A 19,212-nucleotide genomic window follows, 5' to 3' on the forward strand; every position below is an offset into this window, starting at 1 on the left:
ACAGGGTGGCGGGATAGGCTCTGCCCCCGATGGACACCGAAGCTCAGCACACGGAGCGCGATCGCTCCTCCGACGAGGAGGAGCGGTCGCGCTCCGCGCGCGTTTCAGGAGACCCCGAGCCCTCCGGGGCGCTGTCCTGGCGCCGTACCGGACTGATCGGCGCGGCCTGCGTGGTCTTCCTGCTCCTGTTCAGCCACTTCGTGCTCCAGCCCTTCCTGGTCCCGAGCGGCTCGATGGAGCCCACCGTCCAGGTCGGCGACCGGATCCTGGTGAACAAGCTGGCGTACCGTTTCGGCGACGAGCCGCGCCGGGGTGACGTCGTCGTCTTCGACGGCACCGGCTCCTTCGTCCGGGAGGAGCCCGAGGGCAACCCCGTCACCGGACTCCTGCACGACGCGGCCGCCGCCCTCGGTCTGGCCGAGCCCGACGAGACCGACTTCGTGAAGCGGGTCGTCGGCACCGGCGGCGACCGGGTGGTCTGCTGCGACAAGGACGGCCGGATCAGCGTCAACGGCGTGCCCGTCCAGGAGCGGTACGTGATGCTGGGCGACCAGCCGTCCAAGGTGCCGTTCGACATCGTGGTGCCGCCCGGCACCCTGTGGGTCATGGGCGACCACCGCAGCCAGTCCAGCGACTCCCGCGACCACCTCGGGCAGCCCGGCGGCGGCATGGTCCCGGTCGACAAGGTCATCGGGCGCGCGGACTGGATCGGCTGGCCCTTCGGCCGCTGGTCCACCGTCCCCGGGACCGACGCCTTCGCCGGCGTGCCCGACTGGACCGGGAGCGGGCACGCGGGCGCCCACGCGGGCGCCGCCGGACTCGGCCGTGGGTAGGCGGGGCAAGGCCCCCGACGGGCGCCACGGCCCGGTCGCCGACGCCGGTCCCGGGCCGGGGGACGGCGGCCGGGCGCTGCCGGGGCGGGCCGAGCGGCGCAGGCTGGCCCGCAAGGTGAAGCGGCGGCGGCAGCGCTCCGCCATCAAGGAGATCCCGCTCCTCGTCACCGTCGCCGTGCTGATCGCCCTGGTCCTCAAGACCTTCCTCGTCCAGGCCTTCGTGATCCCGTCCGGCTCGATGGAGCAGACGATCCGGATCGACGACCGGGTGCTGGTCGACAAGCTCACGCCCTGGTTCGGCTCCCGGCCGCACCGCGGTGACGTGGTCGTCTTCAAGGACCCGGGCGGCTGGCTCCAGCAGGAGACCGCGCCGGCCACCGAGGACCCGGTGGGGATCAAGCAGCTGAAGCAGGCCCTGACCTTCATCGGGCTGCTGCCCTCCGCCGACGAGCAGGACCTGATCAAGCGGGTGATCGCGGTCGGCGGCGACACCGTCAAGTGCTGTGGCGCGGACGGCCGGATCACCGTCAACGGCGTACCGTTGGACGAACCGTATCTGCACCCCGGGAACGAACCTTCGAAGATTCCCTTCGAGGTGAAGGTCCCGCCGGGGAGGATCTTCGTCATGGGCGACCACCGGTCGAACTCCGCCGACTCGCGCTACCACCTCGACGAGCAGGGCAACGGCACCGTCTCCGAGGACCAGGTCGTGGGCCGGGCCGTCGTCATCGCCTGGCCCGTGGGCCACTGGCGGCGGCTGGAGGAGCGGTCGACGTTCGACGCCGTGACCTCCGCGGGCGGCACGCCCGAAGTCGGCGCGGTGGGCGGGGCCGGAGCACAGGGTGTGTCGCATAGTGTGTCCCAGCGCAATCTGAACGGATTGCCCGGGCTCCCGACCCCTGCGGAACTCCCGCTCGTTATGGGAGTGGTGGGCCTGTCCCTGTTCCGGGACAGGCGATTGCACGGATTGAGGAGTGGATGTGGGGGATTTGGCCGTCGGCGCACGATCCGGACACGGCGAGCCCGAGAAGAGGCCCGATCGGCCCGCCCCTTCGGCGGCGGCCATGACGGATGACTCCACGGGCCGTCAGAACGGTGACACGGGCTCCGACCAGGGCCCGGGCCAGGACGCCACCCCGTCCGGGGACACCGTGGCCGAGGGCGCCGGTGGCGGCGGCGAGGCCGGCCGCAGCGGCGGCAAGGGCGCGAAGAAGCCCCGTTCCTTCTGGAAGGAACTGCCGCTGCTCATCGGCATCGCGCTGATCCTGGCGCTGCTGATCAAGACCTTCCTGGTGCAGGCGTTCTCGATTCCGTCGGACTCGATGATGAACACCCTCCAGCGCGGTGACCGGGTGCTCGTCGACAAGCTCACCCCGTGGTTCGGCTCCGAGCCCGAGCGCGGCGAGGTCGTCGTCTTCCACGACCCGGGCGGCTGGCTGGAGGAGGGCAAGACGCCCGAGCCCAACGTGGTGCAGAAGGTCCTCAGCTTCATCGGCCTGATGCCGTCCGCCGAGGAGAAGGACCTGATCAAGCGGGTCATCGCGGTCGGCGGCGACACCGTCTCCTGCAAGGAGGGCGGCAAGGTCACCGTCAACGGCAAGGAGCTGGACGAGACCTCCTACCTCTACCCGGGCTCCATGCCCTGCGAGCCCGCCTTCGGCCCGATCAAGGTCCCGGAGGGCCGCATCTGGGTCATGGGCGACAACCGGCAGAACTCGCTCGACTCCCGCTACCACCAGGAGCTCGCGGGCGGCGGCACCGTCTCCAACGACGAGGTCGTCGGCCGGGCCGTCGTCATCGCCTGGCCCGTCACCCGCTGGGCGACGCTGCCGGTGCCGGGCACCTTCGACCAGCCCGGGCTGAGCCAGGCGCTGGCCGTCGCGCCGGGCGCCGCGGGTGTCGCGGGCGCGCTTCCGCTGGTGCTGTGGCGCCGCAAGAAGGTCGCCGCACGTCATACCGCCCAGTAGCGACCCGCGGGTAGGGTGCCCTCCCGGGCCGTCGCACGGACGGTCCGCGGACCCCTGAGGTGCCCATGAGCGTCGAACCGCGAACCAAGGACGGCCGCGGCCGTCTCGGCAGTGTGCTGTCGGGACTGGCCGTGGCCGTCGGCTGTGTGCTCTTCCTCGGCGGGTTCGTGCTCGGAGCCCTGCTCTACCAGCCGTACACGGTGCCCAGCGACTCGATGACGCCGACCCTCGCCGTCGGCTCGAAGGTGCTCGCCGAGCGCATCGACGGCACGGACGTCCGGCGCGGCGACATCGTCGTCTTCGCCGACCCGCTCTGGGGCGACGTGACCATGGTCAAGCGGGTCGTGGGCGTCGGCGGGGACACCGTCGCCGTCGCTGCCGACGGGCGGCTCACGATCAACGGGAAGCCGGTCGAGGAACCGTACCTGCCGGCCGGCCAGCCCGCCTCCGCCTGGAAGTTCTCCACGACGGTCCCGCCCGGGAAGCTCTTCCTGCTCGGCGACGAGCGGCGCAACTCGATGGACTCGCGCGCCCACCTCCAGGAGGCCGGTCACGGAGCCGTGCCCGTCTCCGCCGTCGCCGGCCGCGTCGACGCCGTCGCCTGGCCGGCCCCGGCCGCCCTGGCGCGCCCCGCGAGCTTCGCGGCGCTGCCCGGCGGGATCTCCGAGCCGGGACCGGTCGTGCCGCTCTTCTACGCGATCGTCGCCGGGTGTGTACTGATCCTGGCCGGGGCCGCGTACGGGCCGCTGGCCCGGATGGGCGCCCGGAAGGCGGCGCCCGCGGCCGGCAACGCCAAGGACAAGGTGCACGCATGAGGGAAGCGGCGGAGCCCCGAAGGGTGGCCCGGGTCATCCTGCTCGACCCCGAGGACCGCATCCTGCTCCTGCACGGCCACGAACCCGACGACCCCACGACGACCTGGTGGTTCACCCCCGGCGGGGGCCTGGAGGGCGAGGAGAGCCGGGAGGAGGCCGCGCTGCGGGAGCTCGCCGAGGAGACCGGGATCACCGAGGTCGAACTCGGCCCCGTGCTCTGGCGGCGCTACTGCTCCTTCCCCTTCGCCGGGCGCCGCTGGGACCAGGACGAGTGGTACTACCTGGCCCGCACCACCCAGACGGCCACCGCCCCGGCGGGCCTGACCGAACTGGAGCAGCGCAGCGTCGCGGGCCTGAGGTGGTGGACCTCCGCCGAACTGTCGGCGGCCCGTGAGACGGTGTACCCCGACAGACTGGCCGAGCTGCTGCAGCGGCTGCTCGACGAAGGACCTCCCAGCGTGCCGCTCGTTCTCGCCCCGGAAATCGTTTAGGGGCCCGTGCGACTGGCGCACAATAGGGGGACGCACGGCTGAAGGGGAACATGCCATGAGCGCCGAGGACCTCGAGAAGTACGAGACCGAGATGGAGCTGAAGCTCTACCGGGAGTACCGCGACGTCGTCGGGCTGTTCAAATACGTGATCGAGACCGAGCGCCGCTTCTATCTCACCAACGACTACGAGATGCAGGTGCACTCGGTCCAGGGCGAGGTGTTCTTCGAGGTCTCGATGGCCGACGCCTGGGTCTGGGACATGTATCGGCCCGCCAGGTTCGTCAAGCAGGTCCGCGTCCTCACGTTCAAGGACGTGAACATCGAGGAGCTCAACAAGAGCGACCTGGAACTCCCCGGCAGCTGACGGACCACTCGCACGAGTGACCGGGTTGTCCACAGCGGGCAGCCCGTCCACAGCGCCGCACACGGAGAGTGCGGGTGCGTCACAGTCGGTGCCGGAGGTGGTACCGAATGAACGCGACCCGAGCACTCGGGCGGTACGGGGAAGAGCTCGCCGCCCGCCGGCTCACCGCGACCGGCCTGCACATCCTCGCCAGGAACTGGCGCTGCGGCCGCACCGGAGAGATCGACATCGTCGCCCGCCAGGGCGACACCCTCGTCGTCTGCGAGGTCAAGACCCGCCGCGAAGGCGCCTTCGAGCACCCGATGGCGGCCGTCACCCCGAGCAAGGCCGAACGGCTGCGCCGCCTCGCCGCCTGCTGGCTCGACCGCCACGGCGGCCCGCCCGCCGGCGGCGGTGTCCGCATCGACCTCATCGGCGTCCTGCTGCCCCGCCGCGGCGCACCCGTGCTCACCCACGCCCAGGGGGTGGCCTGATGGGGTTCGCCCGCACCTGCTCCGTCGCCCTCGTCGGCGTCGAAGGCGTCGTCGTCGAGGTCCAGGCCGGCCTCGAAGCCGGAGTCGCCGCCTTCACCCTCGTCGGACTCCCCGACAAGAGCCTCACCGAGAGCCGCGACCGCGTCCGCGCCGCCATCGTCAACTCCGCCGCCGAATGGCCCCAGAAGAAGCTCACCGTCGGCCTCAGCCCCGCCTCCGTGCCCAAGGGAGGCAGTGGATTCGACCTCGCCGTCGCGGCGGCGGTGCTCGGCGCGGCCGAGCGCATCGACCCGCGCAGCATCGCCGACCTCGTCCTCATCGGCGAACTCGGCCTGGACGGACGCGTCCGGCCCGTCCGCGGCGTGCTGCCCGCCGTGCTCGCCGCCGCCGACGCCGGATACCGCCAGGTCGTCGTCCCCGAACAGACCGCGGGCGAGGCCGCCCTCGTGCCCGGCGTCTCCGTCCTCGGCGTCCGCAGCCTGCGCCAGCTCATCGCCGTCCTGTCCGACGAACCCGTCCCCGACGAGCAGCCCCTGGAGGAGGGCAGGCCCGACCCCATGCTCGCCGGACTCCTCGTCCCCGGCGCCGGGATCGGCACCGGACTCTCCGCCGACCCCGCCGAAGGGCCCGACCTCGCCGACGTCGCCGGACAGCACACCGCCCGCCGCGCCCTGGAGGTCGCCGCCGCCGGCAGCCACCATCTGCTGCTCTCCGGGCCACCGGGCGCCGGCAAGACCATGCTCGCCGAGCGGCTGCCCGGCATCCTGCCGCCACTCACCCGACAGGAGTCCCTCGAAGTCACCGCCGTGCACTCGGTCGCCGGGATCCTGCCGCCCGGCGAGCCCCTCGTCCACCGGCCGCCCTACTGCGCGCCGCACCACTCGGCGACCATGCAGTCCCTCGTCGGCGGCGGCAACGGACTGCCCCGCCCCGGCGCCGTCTCCCTCGCCCACCGGGGAGTCCTCTTCCTGGACGAGGCGCCGGAGTTCTCCACGAAGTCGCTCGACGCCCTGCGCCAGCCCCTCGAATCCGGCCATGTCGTGATCGCCCGGGCCGCCGGAGTCGTCCGGCTCCCCGCCCGCTTCCTCCTCGCCCTCGCCGCCAACCCCTGCCCCTGCGGCCGCCACACCCTCCACGGGGCGGGCTGCGAGTGCCCCGCCTCCCTCATCCGCCGCTACCAGGCCCGGCTCTCCGGCCCCCTGCTCGACCGAGTCGACCTGCGCGTCGAGGTCGAACCCGTCACCCGCTCCGACCTCCTCGGCCAGGGCGGCCGCGGCGAGCCGAGCAGCGCCGTCGCCGACCGCGTCCGCGAGGCCAGAGCCCGCGCGGCGGCCCGCCTCAGCGGCACCCCCTGGACCGTCAACAGCGAGGTCCCCGGCCACGAGCTGCGGACCCGCTACACCGCCGAGCCGGGTGCCCTCGCCGCCGCGGAACGCGACATCGAGCGGGGCCTGCTCACCGCCCGCGGCCTCGACCGGGTCCTCCGCGTCGCCTGGACCGTCGCCGACCTCGCCGGCCACGACCGCCCGGGCGCCGACGACCTGGCCCTCGCCCTCGAACTGCGCACCGGGATCGCGCGGGGAGTGCCGGTCGGCGCGGGGGAGTTCGCATGAGCGGCCGGGAACACGAAGGCCCCGGCACCGGCGTCCGGGCCCGCGCCGTGCGGGCCGTCCCCGTCGGCGCGGGGGAGCGGCCATGACCGCCCTCGACCAGGACCGCCTGGCCCGCGCCGCGCTCACCCACATCGTCGAGCCCGGCGACGAGCACGCGGGGCGCCTGCTCCGCCGACACGGCGCCGTGGAGTTCCTCCGGCTGCTGCGCGAGGGCGCCGGGACGACAGGGCCCGCCCCGGGGGAGCAGCACGGCATGGCAGCGAGGGCTCGCGGGGGCGTGTCTGGGCCCGGCCCTGGACGCGGCTCCGGCCCTGGACGCGGCCCCGGCCCTGGGCGCGGCCCCGGCCGTGGGCACGGTCCCGGCCCCGGGCACGACGCGGACCTGGGTCTCGGCCCCGGCCCCGAGCACGCCCCCGGTCCCGGGCACGGCCCCGGCGCGGACCCCGGGCTCGGCCCCGAGCACGCCCCCGGCGCCCACCCCTTCGCCGGTGTCACGGCCGGGCGGGTCGAGGGCTGGCGGCGGAGGGCTCTCGGGGGCGATCCCGGGCGGGATCTCGATCTCGTCGCGCGGCACGGTGGGCGCTTCCTCGTGCCCGGGGACGCCGAGTGGCCCCGGCAGCTCGACGACCTCGAAGACGCCCGGCCCGTCGGGCTCTGGGTCCGCGGCCCCGCCGACCTGCGCGGCTGGGCGCTGCGTTCCGTCGCCGTCGTCGGCGCCCGCGCCTGCACCCCCTACGGCGCGCACACCGCCGCCGGCCTCGCCGCGGGGCTCGCCGAGCGCGGCTGGGTCGTCGTCTCCGGTGCCGCCTTCGGCATCGACGGCGCCGCGCACCGGGGCGCGCTCGGCTCCGGCGGTGCCACGGTCGCCGTCCTCGCGTGCGGGGTCGACAAGTCCTATCCGCCGGGCCACGCCGGCCTCCTCCGCCGCATCGCCGAACAGGGCCTGGTCATCGGCGAACTCCCGCCCGGCGCCCACCCCACCCGCAGCCGCTTCGTCCTGCGCAACCGCGTCATCGCCGCCCTCACCCGCGGCACCGTCGTGGTCGAGGCCGAGTACCGCAGCGGCTCCCTGGTCACCGCCCGGGCCGCCGCCCGGCTCGGCCGGCACACCATGGGCGTCCCCGGACCGGTGACCAGCGGACTCTCCGCCGGGGTCCACGAACTCCTGCGCGGCGAGGCCACCCTCGTCACCGACGCAGCGGAGATCGTCGAACTCGTCGGCGCCATCGGCCAGCTCGCCCCGCCCCGCCGCGGGCCCGTGCTGCCCCGCGACCTGCTCGCCCCCGACACCGCCCGGGTCCTCGAAGCGCTGCCCGGCCGAAGTCCCGTTCCCCTCTCGGAGATCGCGGCCCGGGCCGGCATCCACCCCGACCACACCCTCGCCAAGCTGTACGAACTCCACTCCCTGGGGTTCGTCGAACGACGCCAGGACGACTGGCAGTTGACGAACAGCGGGACAGAAGCCTCGAACACCCGGCATGGCGGTACTTGACCTGGAGCATTCGGGTGAAAGGGTGATGACGATGAGCAATCGAGTTCTCTCGGTCACACCCGAGGGGCCGACGCGCGCCACGGCCCCCGTTCGAAGATGTGGCCGACGGTACCCACCCGGACCGGCGCGATCCGCCGATGTTCGCGCACTGCGACAGCGCACTCACGCTACGCTCACGAGGATCCCCTCCCCGACGACCGGACCGATCCCCTCACCCCCGACAGCAGAACGGCTCAAGGCGACGCATGCCCCAGCACACCTCCGGGTCTGACCGCGCTGCGGTGCCCCCAGCAGCCCGGGGCACCGTGCGACCGCCCGCACCGACCTCACTCGACGAACTGTGGCGCTCCTACAAGGACACCGGCGACGAGCGCCTGCGGGAGCAGCTGATCCTGCACTACTCGCCCCTCGTGAAGTACGTCGCCGGACGCGTCAGCGTCGGCCTGCCCTCCAACGTCGAGCAGGCCGACTTCGTCTCCTCCGGGGTCTTCGGACTCATCGACGCGATCGAGAAGTTCGACGTCGAGCGCGCCATCAAGTTCGAGACCTACGCCATCACCCGCATCCGCGGCGCGATGATCGACGAGCTCAGGGCCCTCGACTGGATCCCCCGCTCCGTCCGGCAGAAGGCCCGCAACGTCGAACGGGCCTACGCCACCCTGGAGGCGCAGCTGCGGCGGACCCCCTCCGAGCCGGAGGTGGCCGCGGAGATGGGCGTCACCCTTGAGGAACTGCACTCCGTCTTCAGCCAGTTGTCCCTGGCCAACGTGGTCGCCCTGGAAGAGCTGCTGCACGTCGGCGGCGAGGGCGGCGACCGGCTCTCCCTGATGGACACGCTCGAGGACACCGCGGCCGACAACCCCGTGGAGGTCGCCGAGGACCGCGAGCTGCGCCGACTGCTCGCCCGCGCGATCAACACCCTCCCGGAGCGGGAGAAGACCGTCGTCACGCTCTACTACTACGAGGGCCTCACCCTGGCGGAGATCGGCCATGTCCTCGGCGTCACCGAGAGCAGGGTCAGCCAGATCCACACCAAGTCCGTCCTGCAGCTGCGCGCCAAGCTGGCCGACGTAGGGCGCTGACCGGGCGGCGCGCTCCGGTCGTACAGTGGATCCGTGCCAAGGATTCGAGCGGCCTCCGTGGCCGAGCACCGGACGATGCAGCGCGGCGCCCTGCTGGACGCCGCGCGGTCCCTGCTGTCCGAAGGCGGGACGGAGGCGCTGACCTTCCCCGCCCTCGCCGAGCGCACGGGCCTGGCCCGCTCCTCGGTCTACGAGTACTTCCGCTCCCGCGCCGCCGTGGTCGAGGAGCTGTGCGCCGTCGACTTCCCGGTCTGGGCCGCCGAGGTCGAGGCCGCCATGGCCGGCGCGACGACGGCCGAGGGCAAGGTGGAGGCGTACGTCCGCACCCAGCTGGAGCTCGTCGGCGACCGGCGCCACCGCGCGGTGGTCGCGATCTCCGCGAGCGAGCTGGACGACGGCGCCAGGGAGAAGATCCGCGCCGCGCACGGCGGCCTGGTCACCATGATCGTCGACGCCCTCACCGCCCTGGGCCGCCCTCAGCCCCGCCTGGAGGCGATGCTCCTCCAGGGCGTGGTGGACGCGGCCGTCCGCCGTATCGAACTCGGCGCCGCCGAGGACCCCGCCGTCATCGCCGAGGCCGCCGTCTCCATGGCCCTGGGCGGCGTCCGCGGCGCCTGAGCCACAGGGAAGGGCCCCGGGAACGGCCCCGGCCGCGGCACCGGCAGCAGCCGGGACGGGCCGCCGCGCACCAGCGCCAGCGGGTTCAGATAGGCGTCGCCGCGCAGCAGGCCCCAGTGCAGACAGGACCGCGGACAGTGACCCCCGGGGGCGACCCGGGCCACCACGTCGCCGGGACCGACGGCGGTGCCGGCCCGGACGAGGGGCTCCACCGGTCCGTAGGTCGTCCGCAGCGGCACCGGACCCGTCCCCGTGAGGGTGATCGTCAGGACGCCCCGTCCGCCGACGGGACCCGCGAAGGCGACCGTGCCCGCCGCGGGCGCCCGCACCGGGGCGCCCGGCGGGGCCGCGAGGTCGACGCCGCGGTGCCCGGCCGCGTAGGGGCCGGGCGGCGGCTCCCAGCCGCGCAGGACCTCGGGCCGCGGCGGCCCGACCGGCCAGACCGCGCTGAGCAGGGACAACAGGGGCGGCAGAAACAGCGTGACGAGGTGCATGGGCCCAGGCTGCCCGGCCCTTCGGCGCCCCGGCGGCGCCGGCCCGGATCTGTGGACGAGCGGCCGGTTGTGGACAGCACCGTCACCCGGCGCTCCCGGGGTCCCGTACACTTTCCATGGCGACCCGGGTCACCGGGTCGACTTCGCACGCCCCGCCATCGGTCTCCCGAGGCGGATGGCAGCGCCTTTCGGTCCCTCGTGGCACGGCGCGTCGGGGCGTCAGGAACACAACCGAGAAACCCAAGGAGATACGGCCATGGCCGTCGTCACGATGCGGGAGCTGCTGGAGAGCGGCGTCCACTTCGGTCACCAGACCCGTCGCTGGAACCCGAAGATGAAGCGCTTCATCTTCACCGAGCGCAACGGCATCTACATCATCGACCTGCTCCAGTCGCTGTCGTACATCGACCGCGCCTACGAGTTCGTCAAGGAGACCGTCGCGCACGGCGGCTCCATCATGTTCGTCGGTACGAAGAAGCAGGCCCAGGAGGCCATCGCCGAGCAGGCGACGCGCGTCGGCATGCCGTACGTCAACCAGCGCTGGCTGGGTGGCATGCTCACCAACTTCTCGACCGTCTACAAGCGTCTGCAGCGCCTCAAGGAGCTCGAGCAGATCGACTTCGAGGACGTGGCCGCCTCCGGCCTCACCAAGAAGGAGCTCCTGGTCCTCTCCCGCGAGAAGGCCAAGCTGGAGAAGACCCTCGGTGGTATCCGCGAGATGCAGAAGGTGCCGAGCGCCGTCTGGATCGTCGACACCAAGAAGGAGCACATCGCCGTCGGTGAGGCGCGCAAGCTCCACATCCCGGTCGTCGCGATCCTCGACACCAACTGCGACCCCGACGAGGTCGACTACAAGATCCCGGGCAACGACGACGCGATCCGCTCCGTCACCCTGCTCACCCGCGTGATCGCCGACGCCGTCGCCGAGGGCCTCATCGCCCGCTCCGGCGCCGCGACCGGCGACTCGAAGCCGGGCGAGAAGGCCGCCGGCGAGCCCCTCGCCGAGTGGGAGCGCGACCTGCTCGAGGGCGAGAAGAAGGCCGACGAGGCTCCGGCCGAGGCCGCTGCCGAGGCTCCGGCCGCGGACGCCGAGCAGGCCTGACCCTTCAGGACCCTGAGGACCTTCGGGTGACGACGGCGGGGGCCCACGAAGCCCCCGCCGTCCACCCGTGGACCCGCCCGATCTTTCAGACTTCGAGAGAGAAACAGACTCATGGCGAACTACACCGCCGCTGACGTCAAGAAGCTCCGCGAGCTCACCGGCGCCGGCATGATGGACTGCAAGAAGGCCCTGGACGAGGCCGACGGCGACGTCGACAAGGCCGTCGAGGCCCTGCGCATCAAGGGCCAGAAGGGTGTCGCCAAGCGCGAGGGCCGCTCCGCCGAGAACGGCGCCGTGGTCTCCCTCATCGCCGACGACAACACCTCCGGTGTCCTGGTCGAGCTGAAGTGCGAGACGGACTTCGTCGCCAAGGGTGACAAGTTCCTCGCCGTCGCCAACGCGCTCGCCGCCCACGTCGCCGCCACCTCCCCGGCCGACATCGAGGCCCTGCTCGCCTCCGAGATCGAGGCCGGCAAGACCGTGCAGGCGTACGTCGACGAGGCCAACGCCAACCTCGGCGAGAAGATCGTCCTGGACCGCTTCGCGCAGTACAACGACGGCTTCGTCTTCGCGTACATGCACCGCACCATGCCCGACCTGCCGCCGCAGATCGGTGTCCTGGTCGAGCTGGACAAGGCCGACGCCGAGACCGCCAAGGGTGTCGCGCAGCACATCGCCGCGTTCGCCCCGAAGTACCTCACCAAGGAAGACGTGCCGGCCGACGTCGTCGAGTCCGAGCGTCGCATCGCCGAGGAGACCACCCGCGCCGAGGGCAAGCCCGAGGCCGCGATCGCCAAGATCGTCGAGGGTCGCGTCAACGGCTTCTTCAAGGACGCCACGCTGCTCGGCCAGCCGTACGCCCTCGACAACAAGAAGTCCGTCCAGAAGGTCCTGGACGAGGCCGGTGTCACCCTGAAGCGCTTCACCCGCATCAAGGTCGGCATCTGAGTCCGTACGCAACGGACACCAGACCCCGGTAGGGTCTGAAGCAGTCGTCCGCGCACGCGTGGGACGACCGCAGATCTGACGAGGAGGCCATTGCCGTAGGGGAAACCGCAAGGACCCAAGGCAATGGCCTTCTTCGTATGTGCACGAGGAGATCTCCATGAATCAGGGCGCCGCACAGGGCGACGACAACAACGGCACGAAGACCGGCCGCTACATGCTGAAGCTGTCCGGAGAAGCCTTCTCCGGCGGCACCGGGCTTGGCGTCGACCCGGACGTCGTGCACGCCATCGCGCGCGAGATCGCCGCCGTGGTCCGGGACGGCTGGGAGATCGCGGTCGTGATCGGCGGCGGCAACTTCTTCCGCGGCGCCGAGCTCCAGCAGCGCGGCATGGACCGGGCCCGTTCGGACTACATGGGCATGCTCGGCACGGTGATGAACTGCCTCGCCCTCCAGGACTTCCTGGAGAAGGAGGGCATCGACTCCCGCGTCCAGACCGCCATCACCATGGGCCAGGTCGCCGAGCCGTACATCCCGCTGCGTGCCGTGCGCCACCTGGAGAAGGGCCGCGTGGTCATCTTCGGTGCCGGTATGGGCATGCCGTACTTCTCCACCGACACCACCGCGGCGCAGCGCGCCCTCGAGATCGACGCCGAGGCCCTGCTCATGGGCAAGAACGGTGTCGACGGAGTCTACGACTCCGACCCCAAGACCAACCCGGACGCGGTCAAGTTCGACGCGCTGGAGTACGGCGAGGTGCTCGCCCGCGACCTCAAGGTCGCCGATGCCACCGCCATCACGCTGTGCCGGGACAACGCCCTCCCCATCCTCGTCTTCGAGCTGCTCGCCGAGGGCAATATCGCGCGTGCGGTGAAGGGTGAGAAGATCGGCACTCTCGTGAGCGACCAGGGCACCCGGGCCTGACCCGAACCGGGAACCGCCCCGCGAGGGGATGGACAGAGCCCTGCCGGTCGTACACCGTGCAGGACACAACGCGACGACACGCAGGAGCAAGTGGTGATCGAAGAGACCCTCCTCGAGGCCGAGGAGAAGATGGAGAAGGCCGTCGTGGTCGCCAAGGAGGACTTCGCCGCGATCCGCACGGGCCGTGCGCACCCGGCGATGTTCAACAAGATCGTGGCGGAGTACTACGGCGCCATCACGCCGATCAATCAGCTGGCGTCGTTCTCGGTGCCGGAGCCGCGCATGGCCGTGGTGACCCCGTTCGACAAGAGCGCGCTGCGCAACATCGAGCAGGCCATCCGCGACTCGGACCTGGGCGTCAACCCGAGCAACGACGGCAACATCATCCGTGTGACGTTCCCCGAGCTGACCGAGGAGCGCCGCCGCGAGTACATCAAGGTCGCCAAGGGCAAGGCCGAGGACTCCCGCGTCTCCATCCGCTCCGTGCGCCGCAAGGCCAAGGACTCGCTGGACAAGCTGGTCAAGGACAAGGAGGCCGGCGAGGACGACGTGCGCCGTGCCGAGAAGGAGCTCGACGACCTCACCGCGAAGTACGTCGCGCAGGTGGACGAGCTGCTGAAGCACAAGGAAGCCGAGCTCCTCGAGGTCTGATGAACGACTCTTCCTGGGGGGCCCCGGCCGGAACCGGCTTCGGGGGACCCGACCAGGGGCCTGCCCCGGCGGGTCCCGCCTACGAAGGGCGGCAGGCGGCGCAGACTCGGCCCATGCCCATCGTGTCCGACGACGTTCCCGCCGGCGACAACCAGGACGATCACGACCGGGGGGCCGCTCAGCCGAGCGGTCCCCTGTTCCGTGACGAGACGCCGCACGAGCACCCGCAGGAGCCCATGTCCAGCCCGTCCCAGCCCACGAGCGCGCCTTCGCCCCGGCAGCAGCCGCGGCAGAAGAAGAGCGCGGGCCGTGACCTGGGCGCGGCCATAGGGGTCGGCCTCGGCCTCGGCGCCGTCATCATCGCCTCGCTGTTCATCTGGAAGCCGGCGTTCGTCGGCGTCATAGCGGTCGCCGTGGTGGTCGGCCTGTGGGAGCTCACCTCCCGCCTGCAGGAGCGCAAGAACATCAAGGCCCCGCTGGTCCCGCTCGCGGTCGGCGGCGCGGCGATGGTCGTCGCCGGATACGTGCGGGGCGCGGAGGGCGCGTGGGTCGCGATGGCCCTGACCGCGCTCGCCGTCCTGGTGTGGCGGATGACGGAGCCTCCCGAGGGCTATCTGAAGGACGTCACGGCGGGTGTCTTCGCCGCGTTCTACGTGCCGTTCCTCGCGACCTTCGTGGCGATGCTGCTGACCGCCGACGACGGCCCGCAGCGGGTGCTGACCTTCCTGATCCTCACGGTGGTCAGCGACACCGGCGCGTACGCCGTCGGCTGGCGCTTCGGCAAGCACAAGCTCGCCCCGCGCATCAGCCCCGGCAAGACCCGCGAGGGCCTGGTCGGCGCGGTGGCCTTCGCGATGGCGGCCGGCGCGCTGTGCATGCAGTTCATGATCCACGACGGCACCTGGTGGCAGGGCCTGATCCTCGGCCTCGCGGTCGCGGCCAGCGCGACCCTGGGCGACCTGGGCGAGTCGATGATCAAGCGCGACCTCGGCATCAAGGACATGGGCACCCTGCTGCCCGGCCACGGCGGCATCATGGACCGCCTGGACTCCCTGCTGCCGACCGCTCCGGTGGTGTGGCTGCTCCTCGTGCTGTTCGTGGGCAGCGGCTGACGGTCCGGTTCGTACGAAGGGCCCGTCGTCCCCCTGGGGGCGGCGGGCCCTTCGGTCATCCGCCGGACGGGGGACGTGTGCGGCGTGTCGTGGCCCGGGCGCGTCCGCCGGGGCAGGCATCGCACCATGACAGCGAAGGCACACCCGGCCCGGGGCGCCACGGGGGCCACCACCGTCCTGCTGACCCTGGCGGCGGGGCAGTTCCTGATGGCGCTCGACAGCTCCGTCATGAACGTGTCCATCGCGACCGTGGCCGAGGACGTGGGAACCACGGTCACCGGGATCCAGGGCGCGATCACCGCGTACACCCTGGTGATGGCGATGCTGATGATCCCCGGCGGCACCGTCGGGGCGCTGATCGGCCGCAAGCGCGCCTTCATGATCGGCTGTGTGGTCTACGGCTGCGGCTCCCTCACCACGGCCCTCGCCCCCAACCTGACCGTCCTGCTGATCGGCTGGTCGTTCCTCGAAGGCGTCGGCGCGGCGCTCATCATGCCCGCCATCGTGGCCCTGGTCGCCGGGAACTTCCCCACCGAACGGCGCCCGACGGCGTACGGCGTGGTGGCGGCCGCCGGAGCCGTCGCCATCGCGCTCGGACCGCTCATCGGCGGTCTCGCTACGACCTACTTCTCCTGGCGGTGGGTCTTCGCCGGCGAGGTGTTCGTCGTCCTCGTCATCCTCGTCTTCGCCCGCCGCATCGCCGACGCCCCGGTCACCGAGCCGCCGCGCCTCGACGTGGTCGGGGCGTTCCTGTCCGCCGCCGGCCTCGGGGCCTTCGTCTACGGCGTGCTGCGCTCGGGGGCGTGGGGCTGGGTCCGGCCCAAGCCGGACGCGCCCTCCTGGCTCGGCGTCTCCCCGACCGTGTGGCTGGCGCTCGCGGGCCTGCTGCTGCTCTGGTCCTTCCTGCGCTGGGAGTCCCGGCTCGCGCGCCGGGGCGGGGACACGCTGGTGGACCCGGCGATGCTGCGGAACCGGCAGCTCACCGGCGGTCTGACCATGTTCTTCTTCCAGTACCTGGTGCAGATGGGCGTCTTCTTCCTCGTCCCGCTCTACCTCTCCGTCGCCCTCGGCCTGTCCGCGCTGAAGACCGGTGCGCACATCCTGCCGCTGTCGGTGACCCTGCTGGCGGCCGCGCTGCTCATCCCGCGCTTCTTCCCCGACGTCTCGCCCCGCCGGGTGGTGCGGCTCGGCGTGTTCGCCCTGCTCGCCGGGGCGATCGTCCTCATGGGCGCCCTGGACGCGGACGCCGGAGCGGAGGTCGTCACCCTGCCGCTGCTGCTCATCGGCCTCGGCATGGGCGCGCTCGCCTCCCAGCTGGGCTCGGTCACCGTCTCCGCCGTCCCCGACGAGGAGAGCGCCCGGGTCGGCGGCCTGCAGAACGCCGTCACCAACCTCGGCGCCTCCATCGGCACGGCGCTCGCCGGCTCGATCATGATCGCGGTGCTCACCTCGTCGTTCCTGACCACCATCGACCAGAACCCGGCCGTCCCCGCCGAGGTCAAGAGCCAGGCCTCCGTGGAGCTCCAGAGCGGCATCCCGTTCCTCTCGGACGCCCAGCTCACCGACGCCCTCGACCAGGCGGGCGTCGACCCCGAGGTCACCCAGGCCGCCCTGGACGCCAACGCCGCGGCCCGCCTCGACGGCCTGCGCGCCGCCCTGGCGATCCTGGCCCTCGCCTCCGTCGTGGCGCTCTTCTTCACCTCCCGCATCCCCGGGACCCAGCCCGGCTCGACGCGACCCTGACACCGCCCCGTCCGTGGAACGGGGACACCGGCGCGCGTCTGCGACACTGGTAGGACCATGCCCAAGCCCGGAGAACTCACTTTCGTCGCCCCGCGCGGAGCCAAGCAGCCCCCGCGGCACCTCGCCGACCTCACGCCCGCTGAGCGCAAGGAGGCGGTCGCCGCGATCGGCGAGAAGCCGTTTCGCGCCAAGCAGCTGTCCACGCACTACTTCGCGCGCTACGCGCACGACCCGGCGGAGTGGACCGACATCCCCGCCGGCTCGCGCGAGAAGCTCGCGGGGGAGCTGCTGCCCGATCTGATGTCGGTGGTGCGGCACATCTCCTGTGACGACGACACCACCCGCAAGACGCTGTGGCGGCTGCACGACGGCACGCTCGTCGAGTCGGTGCTCATGCGCTACCCGGACCGGGTGACCATGTGCATCTCCTCGCAGGCGGGCTGCGGGATGAACTGCCCCTTCTGCGCCACCGGCCAGGCGGGGCTCGACCGCAACCTGTCCACCGCCGAGATCGTGCACCAGATCGTCGACGGCATGCGCGCCCTGCGCGACGGCGAGGTCCCCGGTGGGCCGGCCCGGCTCTCCAACATCGTCTTCATGGGCATGGGCGAGCCGCTCGCCAACTACAAGCGGGTCGTCGGAGCCATCCGGCGGCTGACCGACCCGGAGCCCGACGGCCTCGGCCTGTCCCAGCGCGGGATCACGGTCTCCACCGTCGGCCTGGTCCCGGCGATGCTGCGCTTCGCCGACGAGGGCTTCAAGTGCCGCCTCGCGGTCTCGCTGCACGCCCCCGACGACGAGCTGCGCGACACCCTGGTCCCCGTCAACACCCGGTGGAAGGTCCGCGAGGTCCTCGACGCCGCCTGGGAGTACGCGGAGAAGTCCGGCCGCCGAATCTCCATCGAGTACGCCCTGATCAGGGACATCAACGACCAGGCCTGGCGTGGCGACCTGCTGGGCAAGCTGCTCAAGGGCAAGCGGGTGCACGTCAACCTGATCCCGCTCAACCCGACGCCCGGCTCCAAGTGGACCGCGTCCCGTCCCGAGGACGAGAAGGCGTTCGTCGAGGCCATCGCCCGCCACGGCGTGCCCGTCACCGTCCGCGACACCCGCGGACAGGAGATCGACGGTGCCTGTGGACAGCTCGCGGCCGCCGAACGCTGACCTTGTACTCTGAGCTCGAACACATCTGCATATTCCGACAGGGGAGCGCCACAGCGCTGAGAGTGCGGCAACCGTAAGGCCGCAGACCCTCTGAACCTTGCCCAGGTCATTCTGGGTAGGAAGTTCGGTCGTAACTCGAGCTGTTGCGCCCTGCCCGCGTCCGGGTCCCCCGGACGCGGGCAGGGCCGCGTCTCTTCCTGGTCACACCCAGGAGGAAGTCCACGTGAACACCAAGAAGGCCGCCGCCGCCGCGCTCGTCGCGGCGCTCGGCGTCGCCACCCTCGGCGCCTGCGGCACCGACGACGCGCGCGGAGCCGCCGGCAAGAGCGACTCGCCCGCGCCGAAGACCGTCACCCTGGTCAGCCACGACTCCTTCAACGCCTCCAAGGAGGTGCTGGCGGAGTTCACCAAGCAGACCGGTTTCACGATCAAGGTCCTCAAGAGCGGCGACGCCGGCGAGGCCGTCAACAAGGAGATCCTCACCAAGGGCTCCCCCCAGGGCGACGTCTTCTTCGGCGTCGACAACACCCTGCTCTCCCGCGCCCTCGACAACGGCATCTTCACCCCGTACGAGGCGAAGGGCCTGGACCGGATCCCCGCCGCGCTCCGGCTCGACAAGGAGCACCGGGTCACCCCGATCGACTCCGGCGACATCTGCGTCAACTACGACAAGCAGTACTTCGCCGACAAGAAGCTCGCGCCCCCGCAGTCCTTCGACGACCTGGCCAAGCCGGCGTACAAGGACCTCCTGGTCGTCGAGAACCCCGAGCGCTCCTCCCCGGGCCTCGGCTTCCTGCTCGGCACCGCCGCGAAGTACGGCGACGCCGGCTGGCCGGACTACTGGAAGAAGCTCAAGGCCAACGGCGTGAAGACCGTCGACAGCTGGGAGCTCGCCTACAACCAGGAGTTCTCCGGCTCCGCCGGCGGCAAGAAGGCCAAGGGCGACCGTCCGCTCGTCGTCTCCTACGCATCGAGCCCGCCGGTCGAGGTGCTCTACGCCGAGCCCCAGCCGAAGGTGGCGCCGACCGGCGTCTCCACCGGCACCTGCTTCCGGCAGACCGAGTTCGCGGGCCTGCTGAACGGGGCGAAGAACCCCGAGGGCGGCAAGGCGCTGATCGACTTCCTGATCTCCAAGAAGTTCCAGGACGACATGCCGCTCCAGATGTTCGTCAACCCGGTCACCGACGACGCCGCGCTCCCCGAACTCTTCACCAAGCACGGTGTGGTCGTCGACAAGCCGGAGACCATGGCGCCCGAGAAGATCGCCGCCAACCGCGAGCAGTGGATCCGGCAGTGGACCTCGCTCGTCCTGAAGTAGCCGCCCCGGG

19 protein-coding genes, 1 pseudogene and 1 riboswitch are annotated in these 19,212 nt (G+C 71.9%); of the genes and pseudogenes, 19 read left to right on the forward strand and 1 reads right to left on the reverse strand.

The window, feature by feature from the left end; all coding sequences use genetic code 11:
* Nucleotides 1-29 precede the first annotated feature (29 nt).
* The 11 genes from lepB (ACH414_RS10210) to ACH414_RS10260 all read left to right on the forward strand — a co-directional run bounded on the left by lepB (ACH414_RS10210) (nucleotide 30) and on the right by ACH414_RS10260 (nucleotide 9,748).
* Nucleotides 30-833, forward strand: a complete 804-nt coding sequence (lepB, locus tag ACH414_RS10210) for a signal peptidase I (RefSeq protein ID WP_386569949.1) — start codon at nucleotides 30-32, stop codon at nucleotides 831-833.
* Entirely contained in the window at nucleotides 826-1,908 is a 1,083-nt protein-coding gene (lepB, locus tag ACH414_RS10215; RefSeq protein ID WP_382547980.1) for a signal peptidase I, read from the forward strand. The genes lepB (ACH414_RS10210) and lepB (ACH414_RS10215) overlap by 8 nt, the downstream gene beginning before the upstream one ends.
* Entirely contained in the window at nucleotides 1,823-2,800 is a 978-nt protein-coding gene (lepB, locus tag ACH414_RS10220; RefSeq protein WP_382548035.1) for a signal peptidase I, read from the forward strand. The genes lepB (ACH414_RS10215) and lepB (ACH414_RS10220) overlap by 86 nt, the downstream gene beginning before the upstream one ends.
* Before the next feature lie 65 nt (nucleotides 2,801-2,865).
* Entirely contained in the window at nucleotides 2,866-3,615 is a 750-nt protein-coding gene (lepB, locus tag ACH414_RS10225; RefSeq protein WP_386569951.1) for a signal peptidase I, read from the forward strand.
* A complete protein-coding gene (locus ACH414_RS10230) occupies nucleotides 3,612-4,106 on the forward strand; it encodes an NUDIX hydrolase (protein ID WP_398941448.1) in 495 nt (164 codons plus the stop codon). The genes lepB (ACH414_RS10225) and ACH414_RS10230 overlap by 4 nt, the downstream gene beginning before the upstream one ends.
* Before the next feature lie 55 nt (nucleotides 4,107-4,161).
* Nucleotides 4,162-4,470, forward strand: a complete 309-nt coding sequence (locus ACH414_RS10235) for a DUF2469 domain-containing protein (RefSeq protein ID WP_005311352.1) — start codon at nucleotides 4,162-4,164, stop codon at nucleotides 4,468-4,470.
* 107 nt (nucleotides 4,471-4,577) lie between these two features.
* Nucleotides 4,578-4,943, forward strand: coding sequence for a YraN family protein (locus tag ACH414_RS10240; protein ID WP_382547974.1), 366 nt, complete (start codon nucleotides 4,578-4,580; stop codon nucleotides 4,941-4,943).
* Nucleotides 4,943-6,556, forward strand: coding sequence for a YifB family Mg chelatase-like AAA ATPase (locus tag ACH414_RS10245; protein WP_398941450.1), 1,614 nt, complete (start codon nucleotides 4,943-4,945; stop codon nucleotides 6,554-6,556). Before ACH414_RS10240 ends, ACH414_RS10245 begins: the two co-directional genes overlap by 1 nt.
* Nucleotides 6,557-6,809: 253 nt before the next feature.
* Complete coding sequence (gene dprA / locus ACH414_RS10250; protein WP_398941517.1) at nucleotides 6,810-8,048, forward strand: DNA-processing protein DprA; 1,239 nt, start codon at nucleotides 6,810-6,812, stop codon at nucleotides 8,046-8,048.
* 245 nt (nucleotides 8,049-8,293) lie between these two features.
* A complete protein-coding gene (whiG, locus tag ACH414_RS10255; RefSeq protein WP_382547968.1) occupies nucleotides 8,294-9,130 on the forward strand; it encodes an RNA polymerase sigma factor WhiG in 837 nt (278 codons plus the stop codon).
* 57 nt (nucleotides 9,131-9,187) lie between these two features.
* Nucleotides 9,188-9,748, forward strand: a complete 561-nt coding sequence (locus tag ACH414_RS10260) for a TetR/AcrR family transcriptional regulator (protein ID WP_382548033.1) — start codon at nucleotides 9,188-9,190, stop codon at nucleotides 9,746-9,748.
* Nucleotides 9,749-9,888: 140 nt separating this feature from the next.
* Here ACH414_RS10260 and ACH414_RS10265 read toward each other — a convergent pair.
* Nucleotides 9,889-10,242, reverse strand: a pseudogene (locus ACH414_RS10265) (peptidoglycan DD-metalloendopeptidase family protein); the annotation flags it as partial.
* A 256-nt stretch (nucleotides 10,243-10,498) separates the two neighbouring features.
* Here ACH414_RS10265 and rpsB point away from each other — a divergent pair.
* The 8 genes from rpsB to ACH414_RS10305 all read left to right on the forward strand — a co-directional run bounded on the left by rpsB (nucleotide 10,499) and on the right by ACH414_RS10305 (nucleotide 19,202).
* On the forward strand, nucleotides 10,499-11,344 hold the full coding sequence (gene rpsB, locus ACH414_RS10270; protein ID WP_398941452.1) for a 30S ribosomal protein S2: 846 nt from the start codon (nucleotides 10,499-10,501) through the stop codon (nucleotides 11,342-11,344).
* 111 nt (nucleotides 11,345-11,455) lie between these two features.
* Nucleotides 11,456-12,292: a translation elongation factor Ts gene (gene tsf / locus ACH414_RS10275; protein ID WP_382547965.1), complete on the forward strand. Its 837-nt coding sequence runs from the start codon at nucleotides 11,456-11,458 to the stop codon at nucleotides 12,290-12,292.
* 157 nt (nucleotides 12,293-12,449) lie between these two features.
* Nucleotides 12,450-13,214, forward strand: a complete 765-nt coding sequence (pyrH, locus tag ACH414_RS10280) for a UMP kinase (RefSeq protein ID WP_382547963.1) — start codon at nucleotides 12,450-12,452, stop codon at nucleotides 13,212-13,214.
* Nucleotides 13,215-13,307: 93 nt separating this feature from the next.
* Complete coding sequence (gene frr / locus ACH414_RS10285; protein WP_382547961.1) at nucleotides 13,308-13,865, forward strand: ribosome recycling factor; 558 nt, start codon at nucleotides 13,308-13,310, stop codon at nucleotides 13,863-13,865.
* A complete protein-coding gene (locus ACH414_RS10290) occupies nucleotides 13,865-14,977 on the forward strand; it encodes a phosphatidate cytidylyltransferase (protein ID WP_382547959.1) in 1,113 nt (370 codons plus the stop codon). The genes frr and ACH414_RS10290 overlap by 1 nt, the downstream gene beginning before the upstream one ends.
* A 126-nt stretch (nucleotides 14,978-15,103) precedes the next feature.
* Nucleotides 15,104-16,720, forward strand: a complete 1,617-nt coding sequence (locus ACH414_RS10295; protein ID WP_398941455.1) for an MFS transporter — start codon at nucleotides 15,104-15,106, stop codon at nucleotides 16,718-16,720.
* A 57-nt stretch (nucleotides 16,721-16,777) separates the two neighbouring features.
* The gene (rlmN, locus tag ACH414_RS10300) at nucleotides 16,778-17,884 is read left to right on the forward strand and encodes a 23S rRNA (adenine(2503)-C(2))-methyltransferase RlmN (RefSeq protein WP_382547956.1); all 1,107 of its coding nucleotides are present in this window, start codon (nucleotides 16,778-16,780) and stop codon (nucleotides 17,882-17,884) included.
* A 29-nt stretch (nucleotides 17,885-17,913) separates the two neighbouring features.
* A riboswitch (TPP riboswitch) is annotated at nucleotides 17,914-18,024 on the forward strand.
* Nucleotides 18,025-18,107: 83 nt separating this feature from the next.
* Nucleotides 18,108-19,202: a thiamine ABC transporter substrate binding subunit gene (locus tag ACH414_RS10305; RefSeq protein WP_398941457.1), complete on the forward strand. Its 1,095-nt coding sequence runs from the start codon at nucleotides 18,108-18,110 to the stop codon at nucleotides 19,200-19,202.
* Nucleotides 19,203-19,212 lie beyond the last annotated feature (10 nt).

Origin of the sequence: Streptomyces sp. NPDC020422 (genome assembly GCF_044386705.1) — a bacterium.
In the GTDB taxonomy this organism is placed as follows: Bacteria; Actinomycetota; Actinomycetes; order Streptomycetales; family Streptomycetaceae; genus Streptomyces.

Coding starts and splice junctions, on each gene's coding strand:
- lepB (WP_386569949.1), top strand. CDS start 30: ATGGACACCGAAGCTCAGCACACGGAGCGCGATCGCTCCTCCGACGAG.
- lepB (WP_386569951.1), top strand. CDS start 2,866: ATGAGCGTCGAACCGCGAACCAAGGACGGCCGCGGCCGTCTCGGCAGT.
- ACH414_RS10230 (WP_398941448.1), top strand. CDS start 3,612: ATGAGGGAAGCGGCGGAGCCCCGAAGGGTGGCCCGGGTCATCCTGCTC.
- ACH414_RS10235 (WP_005311352.1), top strand. CDS start 4,162: ATGAGCGCCGAGGACCTCGAGAAGTACGAGACCGAGATGGAGCTGAAG.
- ACH414_RS10240 (WP_382547974.1), top strand. CDS start 4,578: ATGAACGCGACCCGAGCACTCGGGCGGTACGGGGAAGAGCTCGCCGCC.
- ACH414_RS10245 (WP_398941450.1), top strand. CDS start 4,943: ATGGGGTTCGCCCGCACCTGCTCCGTCGCCCTCGTCGGCGTCGAAGGC.
- dprA (WP_398941517.1), top strand. CDS start 6,810: ATGGCAGCGAGGGCTCGCGGGGGCGTGTCTGGGCCCGGCCCTGGACGC.
- whiG (WP_382547968.1), top strand. CDS start 8,294: ATGCCCCAGCACACCTCCGGGTCTGACCGCGCTGCGGTGCCCCCAGCA.
- rpsB (WP_398941452.1), top strand. CDS start 10,499: ATGGCCGTCGTCACGATGCGGGAGCTGCTGGAGAGCGGCGTCCACTTC.
- tsf (WP_382547965.1), top strand. CDS start 11,456: ATGGCGAACTACACCGCCGCTGACGTCAAGAAGCTCCGCGAGCTCACC.
- pyrH (WP_382547963.1), top strand. CDS start 12,450: ATGAATCAGGGCGCCGCACAGGGCGACGACAACAACGGCACGAAGACC.
- ACH414_RS10290 (WP_382547959.1), top strand. CDS start 13,865: ATGAACGACTCTTCCTGGGGGGCCCCGGCCGGAACCGGCTTCGGGGGA.
- ACH414_RS10295 (WP_398941455.1), top strand. CDS start 15,104: ATGACAGCGAAGGCACACCCGGCCCGGGGCGCCACGGGGGCCACCACC.
- rlmN (WP_382547956.1), top strand. CDS start 16,778: ATGCCCAAGCCCGGAGAACTCACTTTCGTCGCCCCGCGCGGAGCCAAG.